This is a genomic window from Rheinheimera sediminis (assembly GCF_004005375.1).
Lineage (GTDB): Bacteria > Pseudomonadota > Gammaproteobacteria > Enterobacterales > Alteromonadaceae > Pararheinheimera.
Map to the genome: position 1 here is coordinate 129,527 of NZ_RZUF01000013.1, position 19,335 is coordinate 148,861.

General features: G+C 45.6%; 15 protein-coding genes. 12 read left to right on the top strand and 3 right to left on the bottom strand.

The window, feature by feature from the left end:
• Nucleotides 1–29: 29 nt before the first annotated feature.
• Nucleotides 30–311 carry a pyrimidine/purine nucleoside phosphorylase gene (gene ppnP, locus EMM73_RS10690; protein ID WP_127686419.1) on the bottom strand — a complete coding sequence of 94 codons (282 nt, stop codon included), beginning with the start codon at nt 309–311 and terminating at the stop codon, nt 30–32.
• 212 nt (nt 312–523) lie between these two features.
• Here ppnP and EMM73_RS10695 point away from each other — a divergent pair, with 212 nt between their 5' ends.
• From EMM73_RS10695 to EMM73_RS10725, 7 genes are all read left to right on the top strand, one after another.
• Complete coding sequence (locus EMM73_RS10695) at nt 524–1,219, top strand: TorF family putative porin (RefSeq protein ID WP_127686420.1); 696 nt, start codon at nt 524–526, stop codon at nt 1,217–1,219.
• A 9-nt stretch (nt 1,220–1,228) separates the two neighbouring features.
• Nucleotides 1,229–3,343, top strand: coding sequence for a methyl-accepting chemotaxis protein (locus EMM73_RS10700; protein WP_127686421.1), 2,115 nt, complete (start codon nt 1,229–1,231; stop codon nt 3,341–3,343).
• 9 nt (nt 3,344–3,352) lie between these two features.
• A complete protein-coding gene (locus EMM73_RS10705; RefSeq protein ID WP_127686422.1) occupies nt 3,353–4,084 on the top strand; it encodes a type 2 periplasmic-binding domain-containing protein in 732 nt (243 codons plus the stop codon).
• A gap of 151 nt (nt 4,085–4,235) precedes the next feature.
• Nucleotides 4,236–5,873: a methyl-accepting chemotaxis protein gene (locus EMM73_RS10710; protein WP_127686423.1), complete on the top strand. Its 1,638-nt coding sequence runs from the start codon at nt 4,236–4,238 to the stop codon at nt 5,871–5,873.
• 110 nt (nt 5,874–5,983) lie between these two features.
• The gene (locus EMM73_RS10715) at nt 5,984–6,853 is read left to right on the top strand and encodes a CPBP family intramembrane glutamic endopeptidase (RefSeq protein ID WP_127686424.1); all 870 of its coding nucleotides are present in this window, start codon (nt 5,984–5,986) and stop codon (nt 6,851–6,853) included.
• 175 nt (nt 6,854–7,028) lie between these two features.
• Nucleotides 7,029–7,253 carry a DUF6429 family protein gene (locus EMM73_RS10720; RefSeq protein ID WP_127686425.1) on the top strand — a complete coding sequence of 75 codons (225 nt, stop codon included), beginning with the start codon at nt 7,029–7,031 and terminating at the stop codon, nt 7,251–7,253.
• Nucleotides 7,254–7,339: 86 nt separating this feature from the next.
• Nucleotides 7,340–7,873: a hypothetical protein gene (locus tag EMM73_RS10725; protein WP_127686426.1), complete on the top strand. Its 534-nt coding sequence runs from the start codon at nt 7,340–7,342 to the stop codon at nt 7,871–7,873.
• A gap of 81 nt (nt 7,874–7,954) precedes the next feature.
• Here the strand turns inward: EMM73_RS10725 and EMM73_RS10730 are convergent, their stop codons facing one another.
• Nucleotides 7,955–9,892 carry an alpha-amylase family protein gene (locus EMM73_RS10730; RefSeq protein WP_127686427.1) on the bottom strand — a complete coding sequence of 646 codons (1,938 nt, stop codon included), beginning with the start codon at nt 9,890–9,892 and terminating at the stop codon, nt 7,955–7,957.
• Between the two features lie 103 nt (nt 9,893–9,995).
• A complete protein-coding gene (locus EMM73_RS10735; RefSeq protein WP_127686428.1) occupies nt 9,996–10,262 on the bottom strand; it encodes a DUF3081 family protein in 267 nt (88 codons plus the stop codon).
• Between the two features lie 80 nt (nt 10,263–10,342).
• On the opposite strand from EMM73_RS10735, the gene EMM73_RS10740 reads away from it, so the two are divergent.
• From EMM73_RS10740 to EMM73_RS10760, 5 genes are all read left to right on the top strand, one after another.
• On the top strand, nt 10,343–10,942 hold the full coding sequence (locus tag EMM73_RS10740) for a hypothetical protein (RefSeq protein WP_186435187.1): 600 nt from the start codon (nt 10,343–10,345) through the stop codon (nt 10,940–10,942).
• Nucleotides 10,943–11,071: 129 nt separating this feature from the next.
• A complete protein-coding gene (locus EMM73_RS10745; protein ID WP_127686429.1) occupies nt 11,072–12,772 on the top strand; it encodes a M28 family metallopeptidase in 1,701 nt (566 codons plus the stop codon).
• A gap of 61 nt (nt 12,773–12,833) precedes the next feature.
• Entirely contained in the window at nt 12,834–14,459 is a 1,626-nt protein-coding gene (locus tag EMM73_RS10750; RefSeq protein WP_127686430.1) for a M28 family metallopeptidase, read from the top strand.
• A 381-nt stretch (nt 14,460–14,840) separates the two neighbouring features.
• Nucleotides 14,841–15,197: a hypothetical protein gene (locus EMM73_RS10755; RefSeq protein WP_127686431.1), complete on the top strand. Its 357-nt coding sequence runs from the start codon at nt 14,841–14,843 to the stop codon at nt 15,195–15,197.
• A 45-nt stretch (nt 15,198–15,242) separates the two neighbouring features.
• Nucleotides 15,243–19,335 (top strand): toxin TcdB middle/N-terminal domain-containing protein (locus EMM73_RS10760; protein WP_145987563.1); only part of this gene is annotated, 4,093 nt, incomplete at its 3' end.

Consider the following 19,335-nt stretch of genomic DNA (forward strand, 5'->3'; position numbering starts at 1 on the left):
ATGGGCCCGGCCTTTGGTCGATCCGGGCTTTAACTGTAAGTGCAAAGATAAGCCGTGTCAGTTTCAACTTTTAGCTGAAATTTTGCCTGTGCAGGCACTTCAAACGCAGCTCCGCGCGCAAAGGTTTGCCATTCTGCCTGGCCTGGCAATAATACGGTTAAAGCGCCGCTAATCACAGTTAAAACTTCATGTTGGCTGGTACCAAATTCGTACTCACCTGGCGCCATTACCCCCACTGTGGCAGGTAATTGTTCGCCCTGAAAAGCGATTGAGGTTACGTTGCCGTCAAAATAACTATTTACTTTAAACATCTGGTTTTACTCCTTTGAAATACTGATTTCAGTTAACCCTATTTCTATTTTGAAATAAAGAGATTTCTGGGTGTTTAGAAGTCTAAATGCGAAAGAAGGGAAGTTGCAAATGACACGGGCTTTTTCTCAAACTCTTGCTATACCTTAAAAGCACGCTCAATAAATTTTCTCTAAGTTATTGAAATTAGTTCTTAATCAGCATCGGAGTTTTTATGCGGTTCTCTACACACTTTATCTTTCCTGGCATGCTGATGCTGGGATTCAGTCCTGCGGTTTTTGCCGATCTAAGCTCCACTGTTACTCTTGGTTCCAACTATTTATTTAATGGTATTACTCTGACTCAAGATGATCCTGCTGTACAGCCTAGCCTGGATTGGGTTTCAGAGTCAGGTTGGTACCTCGGAACCTGGGGGTCTAATGTCAGCTTTGTGGATGACACTGATATCGAAGTCGATTTTTATACAGGTTATTACACTGATTTAGGGGGAAACTGGGGTTTAGATCTTGGTGTGGCGCACTACACTTATTATGGTAGTAGCGAAAGCAGCGCTTTTGATTATCCGGAAGCGTACATCAAAGTGTCTTATGAAAACACCAAACTAAGCTACTGGTACGCCAGTGACTATTTCGGTGCTGGTGGTGGCCATTACATTATTATGCTGACACAGACTGTTCAGCTTACAGAGAATGTGAGCTTGATTTTGTCAGGTGATCGTTCGACTTCAACAGATACAGATAAATTTTTGCGGGATACAGATGGCACATACCACCATTGGCGGGTTGCTCTCGCTGGTGACTGGTTAGGGGCAAGATGGACAGCAGCTTTTGATGATACTGATTTGGCGTTGGACGATTTAGGCGAAGCCACTTTTTCGCTGTCAGTAGCAAAAACCTTTCATTGGTTCTAGGTGAAGATGATGCAGTTGAATTCCTTACGTTTTAAACTCACTTTTGGTGTTGCACTTTTGTTACTTATCAGTATTGGTAGCATGGCCTTTATTGGCTGGTATTCCATGACCAGCAGCAATGACTCCGCAGTAAACCGATTAACTCAGTCGGTGCGTACTTTAGCCGAGCAAATTCTGACAGAGGCGGCTCAGCGTACTGCATTAGAAACCAGTGCTGTATTGGATCGCAATTTTGATACTGCAAAAAACTTTGCCGCAGTGTTATCCGGTTCGGCTTTAGGTAGTGGCCAAACCCCTTATAGCCGAGATCAGGTGAAAGCTATGGCTGGGCATATCTTGAGCAGCAACCCTGGCATATCATCTTTGTACGGCCAGTTTGAACCTAATGGCTATGATGGGGCTGATAGTCAGTATTCCATCGCTGATGATCACAGCTCGAAAACGGGCTCAATGGAAATTTATTGGGTTCGAGAACAAAATCAATTGAAGTTTGTGCAAACGCCCGACCCTGAAGTGAAGTACAAAGATACAAAAAATGAATACGGCGTGCGTGAAGCTGAATGGTATTTGTGCAGCAAAGACAGCAAAAAAGCGTGTTTAATGGAACCTTATCTATGGGAAATCACTCCTGGCAATCAGGTATTGTTGACTTCGCTGGTTTATCCTGTGGTAACTGAAAACCAATTCAGAGGCGTATCCGGAGTAGATTTAAACCTGCCTGTATTGCAAACCTTATTGCAGGCTCAGGCCGCTTTACTTTATGGCGGCAAAGCACAGCTGTACTTGATTAGCAAATATGGCTCGGTAGTGGCCAGTAATAAATATCCTGATCAACTGGGACAGTCGATTCAAAGCTTAGATGCCGATTTAGCAGCGCAACTACAGCAACAGCAAGTGGGTGTCAGCTTGTACAAAGAGTCAATGCTGGTGACTCAGCCCATTAAGCTTGACAGCACCGAATCCGGTTGGAAAGTTGTGGTGGCAGTACCTGAAACCATAGCTTTGGGGATGGCTATTCAGCTGGCCGATCAGCTGAATGAAGACTCAGCTCAAACCATCCAGAGCATGATAGCTTTGGGTTTAGTGCTCTTACTCGCTTTTGTTCTCTTAATGGCCCTGGGTTTAAAAAGCGCCACAGCGCCCATTTTACATATGAGTGTGCTGATGAAGGAGCTGGCTGGCTCTGAAGGTGATTTAACCCGGCAGTTAAAGCAAAGCCAATACCAGGAATTGAACGACATGGCGGACGGTTTTAATATGTTTACCGCTAAGTTGCGCTCCATGATCAATAACTTAAAAGAATCATCTGGCCTGATGCAACAGCAATCTGAGCAAATGGTGAAAACCACAGACCAAACCAATAGCTCGGTCAGTATTCAAGCTAGTGAAATTCAGAATGTAGCCTCTGCAATGCATCAGATGTCAGCTACGGCTCATGAAGTTGCTAATCTGGCGGGAAGCACAGCGCAAGGGGCGCAAGAGTCTTTAGAAGCACTCACAGCTGCGAATCATTTATTTCAAAATACGGTTGATGCGTTTAAGGCTGTATCTGTCGAATTTAATCATACCAGCCAGGGCGTCAATGACGTGGCGCAAAGTAGTCAAAAAATTAATGGCATTATTGACGTGATTCAGGCTATCGCGGAGCAAACTAATCTGCTGGCGCTCAATGCTGCTATAGAGGCTGCGCGGGCTGGTGAGCAGGGTCGTGGTTTTGCCGTAGTCGCAGATGAAGTTCGATCTTTGGCTGCGCGAACCCATAGTTCTACGGATGAAATTAAGAACCTGATCCATGCCTTGCAGCAGCAAGTCACAGCGTCTGTGCAGCAAATTCGAACCAACACAGCCAAAGTTACCAGTACCTTACAGGAAGCTGAGAGTTCTTATGAAAAACTGTCTTTGGCTACGGCTGGTATTTCCAGCATAGCCGATAATGCATTTCAGGTTGCCTCTGCGGCGGAAGAGCAAAATCAGGTCAGTGAGGAAATTAACCGTAATATTACAGCTATAGATGATGCCACTAAGGCATTACATCAACTTGCACAACAAAACCTGTTGATCAGTAAACAAATTGACAACATAACCGGAGCAATGGATGCTCAGCTGGCGCAACTGCGCTGCTGAGGAAAAAAAGTGAAACACTATCTGGGCTTGTTATGCCTGTGGCCTGCATTCTGCCTGGCCACTGAGTCTGTTCGTTTGGCCAGTTTAGACTGGCCACCTTACACTGGATATCAACTTGAACAGCAAGGTGAAACCACAGTACTGGTAAAACAAGTTTTTACTGCCATGGGACTTGAGGTACAGACGGACTTTTTGCCCTGGTCCCGGGCGCTACGTGACAGTGGGAAATCAGGGAGCTTGTATGCAGGTTATTTCCCTGAGTATCACAGTTTTAATCCTGACTTTATTCTCTCCGACAGTCTTGGTATCAGTGAGTTAGGTTTTGTCGAATCAGTGGAGAAGCCACTGGGTCAGCTCAATGCTGTTCGCTTAGCCAGGGTTCAGCTCGGTGTAGTACAAGATTACATTAATTTAACCCTCGTTGATCAGATGATTGGCAGAGGCCAACTCAAACCCGAACTCGCTTTGTCTGACAGGCAAAATATTCTGAAAGTGGCACTGGGCCGACTGGACCTGGCGGTCATTGACCGTAAAGTTTTACACTATCTGCTGGAGCACGACTCAGAAGTAAAACGCTTGGCGTCAGGTAAAGTACAATTTAATAGTAGTTTAACTGAACTGAAAACTTTACATCTCGCACTCAGGCGTGAAGTGGAATACGAGCAGTTGATAGCAGAATTTAATCAATATTTACAAAAGGTTAGGCTTGAATCTACTGCTATTCAGCTTGAACCTGATTAACTTTCCTGACCTGACGGTAAAAGTTAGCCGGCGCTTGCACTACAGCAAACAAGCTCTACACTTTGGTCAACTATGGCATTTGTACCGGGGCTTGCCTGAGTGTCGGTTTTGCCATTACCTCATCTTCGACTGAACGGAATCGGAGTCTGTTATGAATACAACATTTGGTTTAGCCGCTCGCTTGTCGTTGTCTTTTGCCATCCCATTAATTCTCATGCTGCTATTAGCCGCTACTGGATTGTTTGCTATGAACAGCATGAACCAAGGGTTGAAAACCGTCTATCTGGACAGGGTTGTGCCTTTAAAAGGGCTGAAAAATATAGCAGACTTGTATGCCGTTTCGGTGATTGATGCGGTCAATAAAGCTCAGACTGGTTTATTAAGTTCCGAACAGGCATTGCGTGAAGTGCAAAAAGCACAACAGCAAATCACTGTTGAGTGGACTGATTATATGGCCACTTCATTGACAGCAGATGAGCAACAGCTCGCGAGACAGGCATCCGCTTTATTCAAAGATGCTGACGCTGACATAAAGCAACTCGTGCTGTTTTTGCAGCAGCGCAGCGGTGATATCAGCGGTACTTTGCAGGACTTTAATGGCCCTTTGTATCGCAGTATCGACCCTATCAGCGAAAAAATCACTGAACTGGTAAATTTGCAATTACAGGTGGCTGAAAGCGAGTTCAGTGCCTCTGAAAACCTGTACAGTAAACAAGTCTGGTTTATCAGCAGTTTAACTTTGGTGGCTGTTCTGGCAGCCATAGCTGCAGCGAGTTGGATAGTGCGTCATACTCTCGGGCATTTAGGGGGGGAGCCGGAGTACGCCGCTATGATAGTGCGCAAAGTGGCTGCCGGAGAGCTGGATATTCAAATTGAACTCAAGCAGCAGGATAATTCCAGTTTATTGCATCATTTACGCGCTATGGTAGTGCAGTTATCCGGCATAGTGGGGGAGTTAAAACTAGCGTCCGGTGCTTTGGACAAGGCCGCGGATGAGCTGGCGGTCAGTAGCGAAAAAACCACAGAACAGCTTATTTTGCAGCACCAGGAAATAGAAATGGTGTCTACCGCTATGAATGAAATGAGCACTTCAGTGGCCGATGTGGCGCAAAATGCAGGCAATGCCGCACAAAAAACCAATGAAACTGAAACTAATCTGCGATTGAGCGACGAAGTGATGGCAAAAACTATAGCCTCTATTGAAGCTTTGTCTTCAGACGTTCGTCAAACTACAGACGTTATAGAGCAGCTTTCAGCCCAAAGTGCTGAAATAGGTCAGGTGGTGGAAGTGATACGAGGAGTGGCTGAACAAACTAATTTACTAGCACTCAATGCCGCGATAGAAGCAGCCAGGGCAGGTGAGCAAGGCCGGGGTTTTGCGGTGGTAGCAGATGAAGTTCGAACCTTGGCTAGCCGTACTCAAAATTCAACTCAAATGATTCAAGCTATGATTAGCCGGTTGCACGACGGGGTGCAAGCTACAGTCAGTGCTATGGCGGGCAGCCATAAGCAAGCAGAACATACAGTTCATTTTGCTGCTGGTGCTTTGGAGTCATTCAGTAAAATCAAAGGCTTTGTGGGTATCCTGAACCAAATGAATGAACAAATTGCCAGTGCGGCTGAGCAACAAAGCATAGTGGCCGAAGACATTAACCGTAATGTAATGCAGATCAAGGGCGCCACAGAACTGACAGCCAGCGCTGCCGATCAGGTTGCCCGTTCGAGTTTGGAGCTAAAACAAATCGCCAGCCGTTTGTCAGGCCATGTGAATTACTTTCGCTTAGCCTGATGAAACCCCAGGCATCAGAGCTTCTTATTTAAGTTCTGGTGCCTTGCAAACACTCTTTCAAATCTGTGGGTCGACATGAACTGCGCCCACTCTTCATCTCAGGGATATGCATGATCTTGGTTCAGAATATAAAACAATTGGTTGTTAAACTCTTGGTGGCAACCACGGCCATAGTGATTGCAATCGCCTTGTTTCGCTGGGCTTTATTACCGGCAGCACAGTGGCTGTTTCAGCTTGAGGATAATACTGTAGCTATCGTCAGAAGAGCAGGCATCTTTGTTTGTGTCGTGTTGGCGTATTGGGCTTATGTCAGGTTTTATGAAAGACGGCAGGCCGAGGAACTTCGAATAGCCCCATCGGGTATTGTTGCTGGAGCTTGTTCTGGTGCGGCTATTATTGCGCTGATTTCCTTGTTGTTGTTTGCGTTTGGTATCTATGAAGTCAAAAGCTATCATGGGCTGGATCATGCTTTGCTGGAAGTTGCCGGGGTAATTTTAGTGGCGGCAACTATTGAAGAAATTGTATTCCGTGGTGTTTTGTTTTTGGCGCTGGAAAATGCCTGGGGCACAGTACCCGCACTCTGGCTACAGTCGCTTCTTTTTTCGGTATTGCACATAGCCAATGTTGATCCGCAGATAGGGGCAGCAGAGTTGGTGATGACAGTTATTTCAGGGACTTTGCTGGGGGCATTCTGGACTTTAATCTTTATTCAGAGCCGTAATATTTGGGTGGTCACCGCCAATCATGCTGCATGGAACTTTGCCATAGTGCTGACCGGCTTGCCACTTTCAGGTTTGGATGAATGGACAGCCTTTGCTCCTATCGAAAGCAGTTATCAGGGCCCGAACTGGTTGAGTGGCGGAGCTGTTGGCCCGGAAGACTCTATTGTCACAGTGATAGCTGTGACAGGCATCATGATCGGGCTGGTGTTTTGGGCTAAAAAAACCAACAAATTCGTACCGCGCTCGTCAGGCACCTGACGGTTTAATCTCAATAAAGTGCGTGTTTAGGTTTATGACATCAATGAGCCGCGAATACTGATAGTTTTTCCCCTTGATTTAAACCTGTGTTCCAGGCCTGTGTGTCTTTTACCCATTGGTTTTTAAACTCATAGAGTTGCTAAACTAGTTTCAGCCCCCCAAAGTGGAGAAGTCCATGGATATTGATGAAGATAAAATAGACGACGCGGCTCTGGCTTTACTTTATTTGACCTTACACGAACAGCGCCGGGCATGGAAACAACTGGATTGGGATCTAATGAACAGGCTTTATCAGAAAGGTTTTATTCTCGATCCGGTGAGTAAAACGAAATCTGTGGTGCTGACAGATGAAGGGCTGCAGAAATCGGAAGAGTTGTTTAAAAAGCTGTTTTGTAAGTAGTGGGGCAGCATAGCGAGAAAATTCTGAAGCTTTACCAGTATTGTAAAAGTTTTTTTGTGCAATGTCAGAATTGATACAGCCGCTTTTTGACCCAGAACTATTACCCCGCAGCATTAATTTACGCGTTTAGAGAAATAGAGCTGAGACTTAATGCTGGGCAACAAATCAGAGATGACGACTTTTTTCGGTTACGAACAGGTTGTAATGTTAATGCAGAGACTGTTCTTGAAGGTGTCCTGGTTAAATCTAAACAGCAGTATGAAGAGAGAAAAATTCAGCTTATAGGCAATTTACTTGCTGCTATTTCATTCGACGAGACAATTTCAGCTGATGATGCATGTTGGTATTTGAATATGATCCATAGTCTTAATTATCAATCCTTACTAATTTTGGCGGCGCTCGCTGAACATCAGATCAACACGCAGAATGATGTTTCGATAGAGACTATATATAACAGCGACACTGTTGTTTTACTTCAAATTAGTCATTTAAGGAATATTGGATTGATAGAGCAAGAGAGCGGATTTGTAACAGATATTTCATTGTCTAAGGTGGGTAAAATTTTAGTAACTTCGATGAAGTTAGTTGATGAGTTGAATTTAGAAGGCGATAAAATTTGAAGAATGCTATTTTGATAAATGGATAGTTAAAAGGCGCCATAGGCACCTTTTAACTGATAGGTAAGCGATAAAATCAACCCATCAAAACTTCAACACCACAGACTCCAGCGCTGCCAGTTCAATTTGTACTGAAGCTTGATCACCTGTCACTTTCAAAGAAGCTTTACGTTCAGACAACAGGTCTTTTAACTCATAATCACCTTTGCCCAACTGCCATTGCTGCAGCAAATCGGCAGGTAATTTCAGCGCAAAGCTTGTGACCGTCGTGGCGAAATTGCTGGCCACTATCACTTTGGTTTTGTCGTTAAATCGAGCGAAAGCGTAGGTTTTATCGCTATAGCCTGCTGTATCTTTGTTGCTGCTATGCAGCTCGTGATAAGCGCCGTTAAAGACCGCTTCTGTGGCTGATAAGGTCATTAATTTGGCGTAAAACTCGCGCAGCTGTTTTTGGTCTGGCGTTAATCTTCCACCATCGTATTTACCATCGTTTAACCAGTTTTGATGAGCGGGCACACCAGCGTAATCAAAAATACTAGTGCGGCTTGGGTCGCCAAAACCTGAATCTAAAGCGCCGGCTTCACCCACTTCCTGACCAAAATACAGCATAGTAGGAGAGCTGCTGATCAAGGCTGATACCACCATAGCAGGCTTGGCTTTGTTGGCATCGCCGGCAAACTCAGGGGCGGCAATACGCTGCTCGTCGTGGTTTTCTAAAAAGTGCAGCATATGGTGTTCAATATCCGCCATACCCTGTTGCACGCTTGCGATAGCATCTGTGCTGCCTGTGCCTTGCATTACTAATTTCAGGCTATCGTACATTTCCACTTTGTCGTACAGATAATCCATTTTTCCTAAACGAATATAGTCGCGGTACAAGGCTGGGTTATACACTTCCGCCAATAAAAAGGCGTTTGGGTTTTTGCTTTTAATGCTGGAGTTTAAAAAGCTCCAGAATTCGACCGGTACCATTTCGGCCATATCAAAACGGAAACCATCGACACCTTTATCCAGCCAGTAGAAGGTGATATCACGGAACTTCAGCCAGGAGTTGGGTACGTCTTTGCCCTGCCAGAAAGCGGCATGTTCTTGTACTGATTTAGTGGCGTAGTCGGCAGGCAGGCGGTCAAAATCGTAGCTGCCGTCTGGTTTTACACCGTAGTTTACTTTGACGGTTTCATACCAGTCGTTAAAATCCGGCTGAGCTAAACGAGAGCCATTGCCTGTCCATTTCGCCGGGTTTTCTGCAAACTTACCATCAGACAATGGATGAGCTTCGCCGCCCAAAGGCTGATAACCGTTTTGTGGTGCAGGTACCTGAAAAGGCTGACCCACCACGTAATAGAAGTTATTGTCGCGTTTGTATTCCACGCTGGTGTCGTCGCTGGCACCAAAATCCTCGATACCTTCGGGTTTATGCAGCGATTGATAATGCCGTGCTACATGGTTTGGCACTATATCAATAATCACTTTTAACCCTTGTGCATGAGTACGGTCGATCAGTGCATCAAACTCTTCCAGTCGTTTGGCCGGGTCTACTGCTAAATCCGGGTTGACGCTGTAATAGTCTTTGACCGCATAAGGAGAACCAGCCCGGCCTTTGACTACATCAGGGTCGTCGTGGCTTATGCCATAGGCGCTGTAATCGCGGATCACGGCATGATGCAAAATGCCGGTGTACCAGACATAGCTTGCACCCAACTCTTTAATACCTTTCAGTGCTGCTTCGTTAATATCATTAAACTTACCCACACCGTTTTGTGCTATGGTGCCCCAAGGCTGATTGGTATTGTTGCTATTGCCAAATAAGCGGGTGAACATCTGATACACCACCACCTTGCCTGCTTGAACTTCGGCTGGTGCTGTGACTGGTGCAGGTTTTTCTGCCATTTTTTTAACTTCGGTGGCTGGTGTTTGATTTTGCACCTGAGCCTTACCGCAGGACGCTACTAAAGCCAAAGCAAAAGCGCTGAGCAGCCAGGCCTTTTGGCGGCTGCTTTTAGAATAAATAGAAAGATGCATCTTCGTCTGTATCCATATCGTTTTTCCTTATGCTAACACAGCCGATCTGTCAGACCTTTTTCCTGCATACGTTTTCATTAGGCAGCTATTCGCTTTGAGCTGGCTACTTTGCCTCTATACGTTTTAAGCGTTGGATAAACTGTTCTATATGCTCTTCGTCTTTTGCATCTATATGATATTTTTGATGAAAACCTAAAGTGACAGTCACTTTGTCAGCCACAAAATATAAATCGTAGCCATCAAAGCCGCTGGCAATAGTCATACCGTCCAGCTCAAAACCCTTGCCAAAAGGCGTATCCACTGGCTTGCCCTGTTGTTCCACTTTGCTGAATACTTTCATCAGCAACTTTGCGTCTATTAAATTTTGCATGAAGTTGTCCTGTTGTTTGGGTTTTGCGTTTTTGCCATTGATAAAGGTATAGTGCTGGTACGATAAAAAGGAGTCCGCAGATGCAAATAACTAAAAAAACATTACTTATCAACACCTTTACCTTAGCTGCCAGCCTGGCGTCTGTCTCTGTTGCTGCAGCACCCAGCCCAGCCCAGCAGCAGTTTTTTGAGCAATTAAAAGCGCTTTGTGGTAAGGCTTTTGCCGGTAAAACCACGCTGGATAATCAGCCAAGTGCGGCTTTTAGCGGTGATATGGTAATGCATGTGCGCGACTGCAGCGATACACAAATTCAGGTGCCTTTTGTGGTGGGTGAAAACCGTTCACGCACCTGGATCATTACTAAAACAGCGAATGGTCTGCAGTTACAGCATCAGCATAAACATGAAGATGGTACAGATGACATCTCGACTATGTACGGTGGTCACACTGCGACGCCGGGTTGGGCTGAAGCACAGAGTTTCCCGGCTGATAATTATTCTAAAAACTTGTTTATCAAAACTAAAACGCCACAGTCTATTGGCAACACCTGGCATATGTATTTATACCCAAATGAGAGTTTTAGCTACAGATTAACCCGCGAAGGCCGTGAATTTCGGGTCGACTTTGATTTAACTAAAGCAGTCGCCTTACCAAAAGCGAACTGGGGCGCGGCTAAATAAGCTGTTTTAACGCCATTCTCCTTTAACGGGGCAAAAGCTGCGACCACTGATCTGGTGCGTCGCAGTGGTCTTGGTTAGTATCTAAGAGTATTTACTCAAAAATTTAAAAAATTAGAAATCGGGAGTGTTATGAAACCACAATTTTGGTTTTCAGCCACAACGCTGACCATGATGGCCGCTTTAACCTTAACAGCTTGTTCTAAGCCAGCTGAACCGGAACAAAGCGCTATCACAGCAGCAGTTGAACCTGCCAGAGCCGCTGCTTTGGTTGGTACTGAGTTTAACTCAGCATACAAAGACTACTTAAAAACTCTGGCTTCTGATGAATTTCAGGGCCGTATGCCTGCCACGCCGGGCGAAGAAAAAACCATTAACTATATCTCAGAACATTTTAAGCGCATTGGCTTAAAAGGCATTAATGGTGATAGCTACCTGCAGCCTGTTTCTTTAGTACGTATTGACCCTAAAGAAGTGTCTGGCATGCAATTGTCGGGCGACAAGCTAACCACAGAGCTGAAATACAAAGAACAAATGATGGCCTGGACCACGCAAGTGACTGAACAGGTGGAAGTTAAAGACAGCGAGCTGGTGTTTGTCGGTTACGGCATAGTAGCACCGGAATACAACTGGAACGACTACCAAGGCCTGGATGTCAAAGGTAAAACCGTGGTGATGTTTGTCAACGATCCGGGTTTTGCCACTAAAGATCCAAACCTGTTCACTGGCAATGCCATGACCTATTACGGTCGCTGGACTTACAAGTTTGAAGAAGCGGCGCGTCAGGGTGCAGCTATGGCGCTGATTATCCATGAGACAGAACCTGCCTCTTATGGCTGGCAAGTGATAGCAGGCGGATCTCCTACTAAGTTTGACCTGATCAATGCCAATAAAAACATGGACAGATCCAAAGTCGAAGGCTGGCTGACCACTGAATCTGCTCAGCAACTTTTTGCCGCTATGGGCACTGACATTGACACTATGCGTCAAAAAGCACTGAGCAAAGACTTTGCACCTGTAGCCATGGGCGTGAAAGCTTCGGTTTCAGTGAAAAACAATATCAGTGAGCTAACGTCCAATAACGTGATGGGCTATATCGAAGGCTCTGAAAAACCAGACGAAGTAGTGCTTTATATGGCGCACTGGGATCACTTAGGGGTGGATTTCTCCAATCCAAAAGACAAAGTCTTTAATGGTGCACAGGATAACGCCAGCGGCACAGCGGCCATCATGGCCTTAGCTGAACATTTTGTGAAACAGCCACAACCAAAACGCTCAGTGGCTTTCCTGGCAGTTACGGCTGAAGAGCGGGGTTTATTAGGTTCTGCCTGGTATGCACAAAATCCGGTATTCCCGCTGAATAAAACCATAGCTGGCATCAATATGGACGTGATGAACGTCTATGGTCCGATGAAAGATATGGTGGTGGTAGGGCATAACAACTCAGAGCTGGAAAGTATACTGACCAAATACACTGAACAGCAGGGCCGTTATGTGGCACCAGAGCCAAGCCCTGAACATGGTTCTTTCTACCGCTCAGACCACTTCAACCTGGCCAAAGTAGGGGTGCCTATGTTGTATGCGAAAGGCGGTATCGACAGTTTTGAGCATGGTAAAGAGTGGGGCGCTGCTCAGAAACAAGAATACAACGTTTGTTGTTACCACAAAGCCGCTGACGAATTTAACGACAGCTGGGATTTACGTGGTGTGCAGCAGGACATGAATGTGTTTTATCAGCTAGGTGCTGAACTGGCGAATTCAGAACAATGGCCAAACTGGTTCGAAGGCCGTGAGTTCCGTGCTATTCGCGACGCATCATTGGCATCTCAGTAGACGTTAGTCAAAGATTTAAGGCAGAGCATCGACTCTGCCTTATTTTTTTAAAAGGAAAGCTATGAATAAGTTAATAAGTGCTCTGGCTTTAGGGCTGGTTTTTACCGCCAGTGCCGCAGAGCCAGCATTAGTACAAACCGAGTTTAACCCTAACTTTTCCGGCTATTTTGAAAAAATAGCATCGGATGAAATGCAAGGCCGGGCTCCTGCCACTGAAGGTGAAAAGCGCACTGTGGCTTACCTTGAAACTGAATTTAAACGCTTAGGTTTAACCCCTTATAAAAACGGCAGTTACCGTCAGGCTGTGCCTGTGGTGCAAATTGACCCCGTGGCTGTATCTGCTATGACGTTAACAGGAGATAAAACCGCAGCTACTCTGGCTTATAAAACCGATATGATGGCCTGGTCGACCCGAATGCTGCCGGAGATTAAGCTTGAGAACAGCGAGATGGTATTTGCCGGTTACGGCATAGTGGCGCCTGAATACAACTGGAACGATTACAAAGATTTAGATGTAAAAGGCAAAACAGTGGTGGTGCTGGTGAATGACCCTGGCTTTGCCACTCAGGATGCCAAGCTTTTTACCGGTAATGCCATGACCTATTATGGCCGCTGGACTTACAAATACGAAGAAGCGGCCCGTCAGGGTGCTGCTATGGTGCTGATAGTGCACGAAACTGAAGCCGCCAGCTACGGCTGGAATGTTGTGGCAGGCACCAGTCCTATCCGTTTTGAACTGGCCAATGCCAACAAAAACATGCACAAAGCCGAAGTGGAAGGCTGGTTATCGCTGGACGCCGCCGAACGCTTATTTGCCGCCAATGGCAGTAGCTTAAAACAGATGAAAGAGCGTGCCTTAAAGCCAGATTTTAAAGCTATACCGCTGCATGCCAAAGCCAGCATCAGTATCAAAAACAACCTGCGTGAAATTGATTCCAATAACGTCATAGGTTTTATTCCGGGCAGTAAAAAGCCGGATGAAGCTGTGATTTATATGGCGCACTGGGACCATTTTGGTCTGGATTTCAGCCGCAGCGACGACAAGATTTTTAACGGCGCACAAGACAACGCAGGCGGTGTAGCTGCTTTATTAGCGCTGGCGGAAAAGTTTAAGCAAGGCCCGGCACCAGAACGTTCTGTCGCCTTTCTTGCTGTTACAGTGGAAGAGCGGGGCTTATTGGGCTCTGCCTGGTACGCTGAACATCCGCTGTTTCCAGTGAATAAAACCGTGGCCGGTATCAATATGGACATTATGAATGTGTATGGCCCTATGCGGGATGTGATGGTGTTTGGTTACGGCAGCTCAGAGCTGGAGCCTATACTGGATAAATACGCCAAAGCGCAAAACCGCTATATAGCGCCTGAACCTACACCGCAGGATGGTTTCTATTACCGCTCTGATCACTTTAATCTGGCGAAAAAAGGTGTGCCTATGCTCTATGCCCGTGGTGGTATCGACAGTGTGGCTCATGGCAAAGACTGGGGCTTACAGCAACGTAAAAACTACGTCACAGATTACTACCATAAAGTCAATGATGAGTTCGACCCCACATGGGATTTACGCGGCTCGCAGCAGGATTTATTTCTGTTTTATCAGGTTGGCTTAGAAGTGGCGAACAGCCAAAGCTGGCCCAACTGGTTACCTGGTAAAGAATTTAAAGCAATACGGGATAAATCATTGCAGTAGTGATTTGTTTTTGTTGATGAAAACCGGCCTTAGAGCCGGTTTTTTTCTTTATCGGGCGATAGTTCTTCGTGCTACGAATATTTCTGTGTTTTGTTTGATAGATTTCGCAGTTCAATTTGTAAAGTTTTTTGTTTAGCTATTAAAAAACAATAGGTTGGCTGGTAAGTTTTCACGGTCGCCAGTATCCCGTCTTGTATTTTAGTGCAGAGTTGTTTGTATTTCTGGCCGTAGTATTTGTGTAAACTAGATAATAATCTTCTATTTTTCAATAAGATAATAAATATCATAGTTTCGTCATAATTCCTGTATTTACAAAATGCCGACTTTAGGTAATTGTATTTTCCAGTGTCGTTTTAGAGAACATAAGTCGAAGGAGAGGCAATGAAACATTTACCAGCGGTGATACTGACCACTTTAGTAGCATTAACTGCAAATCCAGTCTTTGCAAGTTGTGAAAACTTAAGCTGTTTCGGAAAAATTAATGGTTTTGCACAGTCACTAAAAGTGACATCAGAAGGAGTCTTCATCACTGTACTAAAAGATGTCGACAGAAAAGCTTTGGCCTGTGAACTGGTGAAAGGAGACTTTATCCGCATCCCGGATAAAGCTGCACATTTTGACAGTATGCATGCTTTGCTGTTAACCGCATTTTCTTCCAATGCCGACGTGATCATCGAGTTTGATCCAACAAAAACAAAGTGCGTGCTGGATAGTATCGAACTTATGCCCGCCAACTGATTCTAGCCCCCATTTTTGCCTGTAGTTGCAAAGGAGTGCGTATTGATGCGTTCTGGATTATTTCGCTTATTGGTTTTAGTGTTTTTATTCATGTCATCTGTCGTCATGGCCAAAGGCTATGAGGTTTATACCGACGAATACGGAGATATTTATTTAAAAGCGCCAGATAAGCTGGTGGTACTACCAGAACGAAAAGCCACCCCTATCTTTGTTCCCTCACCTAATGGCTTGCTGCGGTTGTATGAAGTCAATGGTCAATGGCAGGTGCAACTTTTGTCCAAAGCAGAGTGGGAGCTGCTTAACCTGACTCAAGGGCATGATCAGATTGAAAGTGTGCAAAAAGCAGATTTCGACGGAGATGGTAAAAGCGAGTTGTTTATCGCATTAAATCATCTGACGGCCAACCAGCTATTGCTCAGGGATTTGGAGGGAAATCCCAGCATAGAATCCTCTTATTTTGAACGAATGGAATTAACGGGTGGCATAGGTCAGGACAGACCGGTATTTTCGACTTTTGCTTTGCTCAACCCTACGACAACTGTTGGTTTAAGCAGCGGAGAGTTCAGGGTTGATGAGTCTGGCAATGCAAACTACTCCATGCCTCTGGCTTTGCCTGATGGCATTGCCGGTGTAAAACCTCAGTTAGCATTTAGCTACAGCAGCGCTGCCGGTGACGGATATATGGGCGCTGGCTGGAGCTTAGCTGGCGCATCAGCTATTACTCGTTGTCCAAAAAACTTAGCTGTAGATACAGTGCAGGGCAATGTAGCTTTTGCGGCCTCAGACAGGCTCTGTCTTGATGGCCAGCGACTGGTAAAAAATGGCGCCAGCAATGACAAAGCTGTGACTGATGCCAGCTACTGGGCTACAGCCACCGAGTTTCACACTGAGTTGGATGGCTTTGCGAAAATCCGCCAGCATGGTATAGCCAGTCAGGGGCCGCGTGCTTTTACCGTAGAAACCAAATCAGGTGAAATACATTATTACGGTGATGTTACAGCGGTTTCCGGTACTGATAGCATGAATAAAGCCTTGACTATCAGTTTGAAAAACGCCTCTGGTGGGGCTGAAACCGGAGCTGATGCCTTTTTTGACACTTCATTAAACAGTAACCTCGCAAGGATGTGGGCACTGAAAGCTATTCGGGATGTCAAAGGCAACTACATTGTCTTTAAGTACCATGAAGATCAGGCATTGGGGGAGCACTATTTAACGGAAGTGCACTATACCGGCCGTTCCGGCGGTAATGCGCCATTTGCCAAAGTAGTGTTGAACTATGTGGACAATACTAAAATAGCCATTGGCTGGCAGGCTCAACAGCGGGTGGGGATGACGAAGCTGCTTGATACCGTAGAGGTATTTCAGGACAGCGCGCTGTATCGGAAATACCTGCTGAATTATTTCAATACCAACGTACTGGAAGAAAAAAATTATCTGCTCTCTATTCAGGAGTGTGCTGGCAGTAGTGCAAACCAATGTTATGCACCTACCACTTTTGATTGGAACAGACCTGCAGCTGTAAGCACCACATACACGACTCGTTGCGCCAACGAGCCTGGTACCCCCCAATATTGCTGGCAGGAACCTGTAACAAAGAGTTATTCGCCTTTTATCAGCTTGTCTCAAACCAAAGGCAGTTCTGTTGATCGTTATAATCAAAAAATTATAGATATTAACGGTGATGGTTTTGCTGATTTAGTGTATCCAAGAGGTGGGGCATGGCAGGTTCGTTTAGGGGGGGCTTCAGGTTCAAGTGATGGTTGCAGAACTCCAGCAGGGGAGCCTACTCAATGCACACCAGCGCCTTTGATCAGTAATTTTGCGACTGAACAAACGCTGACCTCTACAGGCATAGCTAAAAAAGAATATGCCCAAACCATAGACTTTAACGGGGATGGTCAACGTGATTTATTAGTAGCCGATAGCGCAAACAGCAATTGGTTTATTATCAGCTTTATTCCTTCAGTGCGTACTGAGCGGACATGTGAACCCTATCCCGACGAGGAAATTTGTGGCACCTATCAGGTAAACAGCAATTATTCTATTGTTCCTGTTGGATTTAAAGCCACAGGCCTGGAAGGTGGTGCTTTAGTTGCTGACTATGATGGTGACGGTTTAGAGGACATAGTGTTTGTCAGCGGCAATGTTTTTCAGGCGTACCGCAACAGGGGCTCTGGTACAAACAATGTTCATTTAGGTTTTGAACATAAAGCAAATTTAGGCTCTGTAGCTGCTGGTGCCGGCCAGATGGGCTGGAATATGGCCTCTTTTACTGCAGATGCCAAGTCTACTGCAGCGATAGATGTAAACGGTGATGGTCGCACAGACTTATTAATTAAAGTGACAGAGGGGCAATGTTCAGTTGAAGGTTTCCTTGAGCAGGAATGTTACTATGAAGGCCATCAGTGGAGCGTGGCCACAACCTGGCGTTTATATCTATCCACTGGCACAGGTTATGCGCATCATCAAGTTATAGAAAACAACCCCAATTTACGGGCCGTAGATTTAAATGGCGACGGGTATACTGATTTGATGTATCAATCAGGCACAACCTGGTATTACCAACTATCGAACGGCAACACCTTATTGCCTGCCAGAAGTAGCGGGCTGACCTCTGCAGCCAACCTGCTTAATTATGTGTATTTCCTTGATTTAAATGCGGATGGCCGGACCGACGTATTACTCCCCACAGCCACTAACAGTTGGAAAGTGATGTTGTCTCGTCCCAGCAAAGTTCACGAACAAGTTTTGTTTGAGCAGCGCGGGACCCGCAGTTTTGACAATACAGCGGCCATCCAGTTTGCAGATATTGACGCAGACGGCAAACTGGATTTGCTAACGGCAACCAATGATGCTGGCTGGAAGATATTCCGCAATAACAGGGCTTATTTTAAAGACCACAGCATTCGTAAAATTACCAATGGCTGGGGTGTCAGTACCATTATTGAGTATCAGGCTATTGCTGATCAAAATGTGTATGTGCGTCAGGATTCAGCCAACAACAACAGCAGCGATTATTTTTCCCCTCGAGCTGGAATGTCTGTTGTGTCGAAGGTGAGCACTGAAGTGAAGCCAAATCAGTTTGTCAGTGTAAGTTACCAGTATGGTGGCTTACTGATAGATAAAAAAGGCCGTGGCTTTTTAGGTTTTGAAATGTTGCGTACGACTGATAATCAAAGCGCTGTGGTGACAGAAACTTTATACCATCAGCTATGGCCCTACACTGGCATTCCTAAAAGCACGTTGCAGACCAGAGCTGGTCATACCCTTTCATTTTCCACTAATACAGTGGCTCAGCGCATCACAAGCTATGATGGGGTGTATCCTTATATTGCGTCTTCCACTGAGCATAGTTATAGCCTGAATACTGCTTTAACCGCCAGCAGCCATCTGGCAACAACAAACAGCAGCTTTTCCTATGATGGTTACGGCAATTTAACCAGTAGCACTGTCACTATTTCTGACCCGGCCAATGCAGCCAATAAACTGCTGACAGAGACCAGCAATACCTTTAACTCAACTACAACCTATCAGCGTTATGGTCGTTTAACCGCCAGTACGGTGCGTAAACGTTTGTATGTAAATAATGCAGTGACCAGCGATATCAGCCGTCAAAGCAGCTTTAGCTATAACGCAGATTATTTACTGGAGACAGAAGTATTTGCCCCAAATCTGGCTGCTGCAAAAAGCACTACCACTTATGGCTATGATGCAGCGGGCAACAAAACCTCGGTGAAGGTGAACGCAGGCACCGGGGCTAATGGTGCAGCAGCAACAGACAGAACCAGCAGCAGTAACTACACAGCTAATTTTCGTTATGTTGCCAGCAGTACAGATGCTATGGGCAAAACCAGCAGTTACAGATACAACGGTGTAGCAGCCACCAGTTTTACCCCAACACTGATTACATCCATCACAGCGGTGAGCCCGAACAACCAAAGCAGCACGACGAACTTTGACGCCTTTGGCCAAAGTACCAGCAGCTCAGTGAAAGGGGCTTTATCCGGCGATATAGCAGTGACAGGCACAGTGACAAAAAGCTTCTGCTCCGGCTGCGAAACTTTATTCCCGGACGCTTATATCAAAGTGGTCACCAGCAGTGTGACGGGGGCGGAGCAACAGCAGTTTATCGATAAAT

Bases quoted from the DNA above. Each gene is read 5' to 3' on its own strand.
- EMM73_RS10695 (WP_127686420.1), top strand. From the start codon at position 524: ATGCGGTTCTCTACACACTTTATCTTTCCTGGCATGCTGATGCTGGGA.
- EMM73_RS10720 (WP_127686425.1), top strand. From the start codon at position 7,029: ATGGATATTGATGAAGATAAAATAGACGACGCGGCTCTGGCTTTACTT.
- EMM73_RS10715 (WP_127686424.1), top strand. From the start codon at position 5,984: ATGATCTTGGTTCAGAATATAAAACAATTGGTTGTTAAACTCTTGGTG.
- EMM73_RS10735 (WP_127686428.1), bottom strand. From the start codon at position 10,262: ATGCAAAATTTAATAGACGCAAAGTTGCTGATGAAAGTATTCAGCAAA.
- EMM73_RS10745 (WP_127686429.1), top strand. From the start codon at position 11,072: ATGAAACCACAATTTTGGTTTTCAGCCACAACGCTGACCATGATGGCC.
- EMM73_RS10700 (WP_127686421.1), top strand. From the start codon at position 1,229: ATGCAGTTGAATTCCTTACGTTTTAAACTCACTTTTGGTGTTGCACTT.
- EMM73_RS10710 (WP_127686423.1), top strand. From the start codon at position 4,236: ATGAATACAACATTTGGTTTAGCCGCTCGCTTGTCGTTGTCTTTTGCC.
- EMM73_RS10755 (WP_127686431.1), top strand. From the start codon at position 14,841: ATGAAACATTTACCAGCGGTGATACTGACCACTTTAGTAGCATTAACT.
- EMM73_RS10740 (WP_186435187.1), top strand. From the start codon at position 10,343: ATGCAAATAACTAAAAAAACATTACTTATCAACACCTTTACCTTAGCT.
- EMM73_RS10730 (WP_127686427.1), bottom strand. From the start codon at position 9,892: ATGCATCTTTCTATTTATTCTAAAAGCAGCCGCCAAAAGGCCTGGCTG.
- ppnP (WP_127686419.1), bottom strand. From the start codon at position 311: ATGTTTAAAGTAAATAGTTATTTTGACGGCAACGTAACCTCAATCGCT.
- EMM73_RS10750 (WP_127686430.1), top strand. From the start codon at position 12,834: ATGAATAAGTTAATAAGTGCTCTGGCTTTAGGGCTGGTTTTTACCGCC.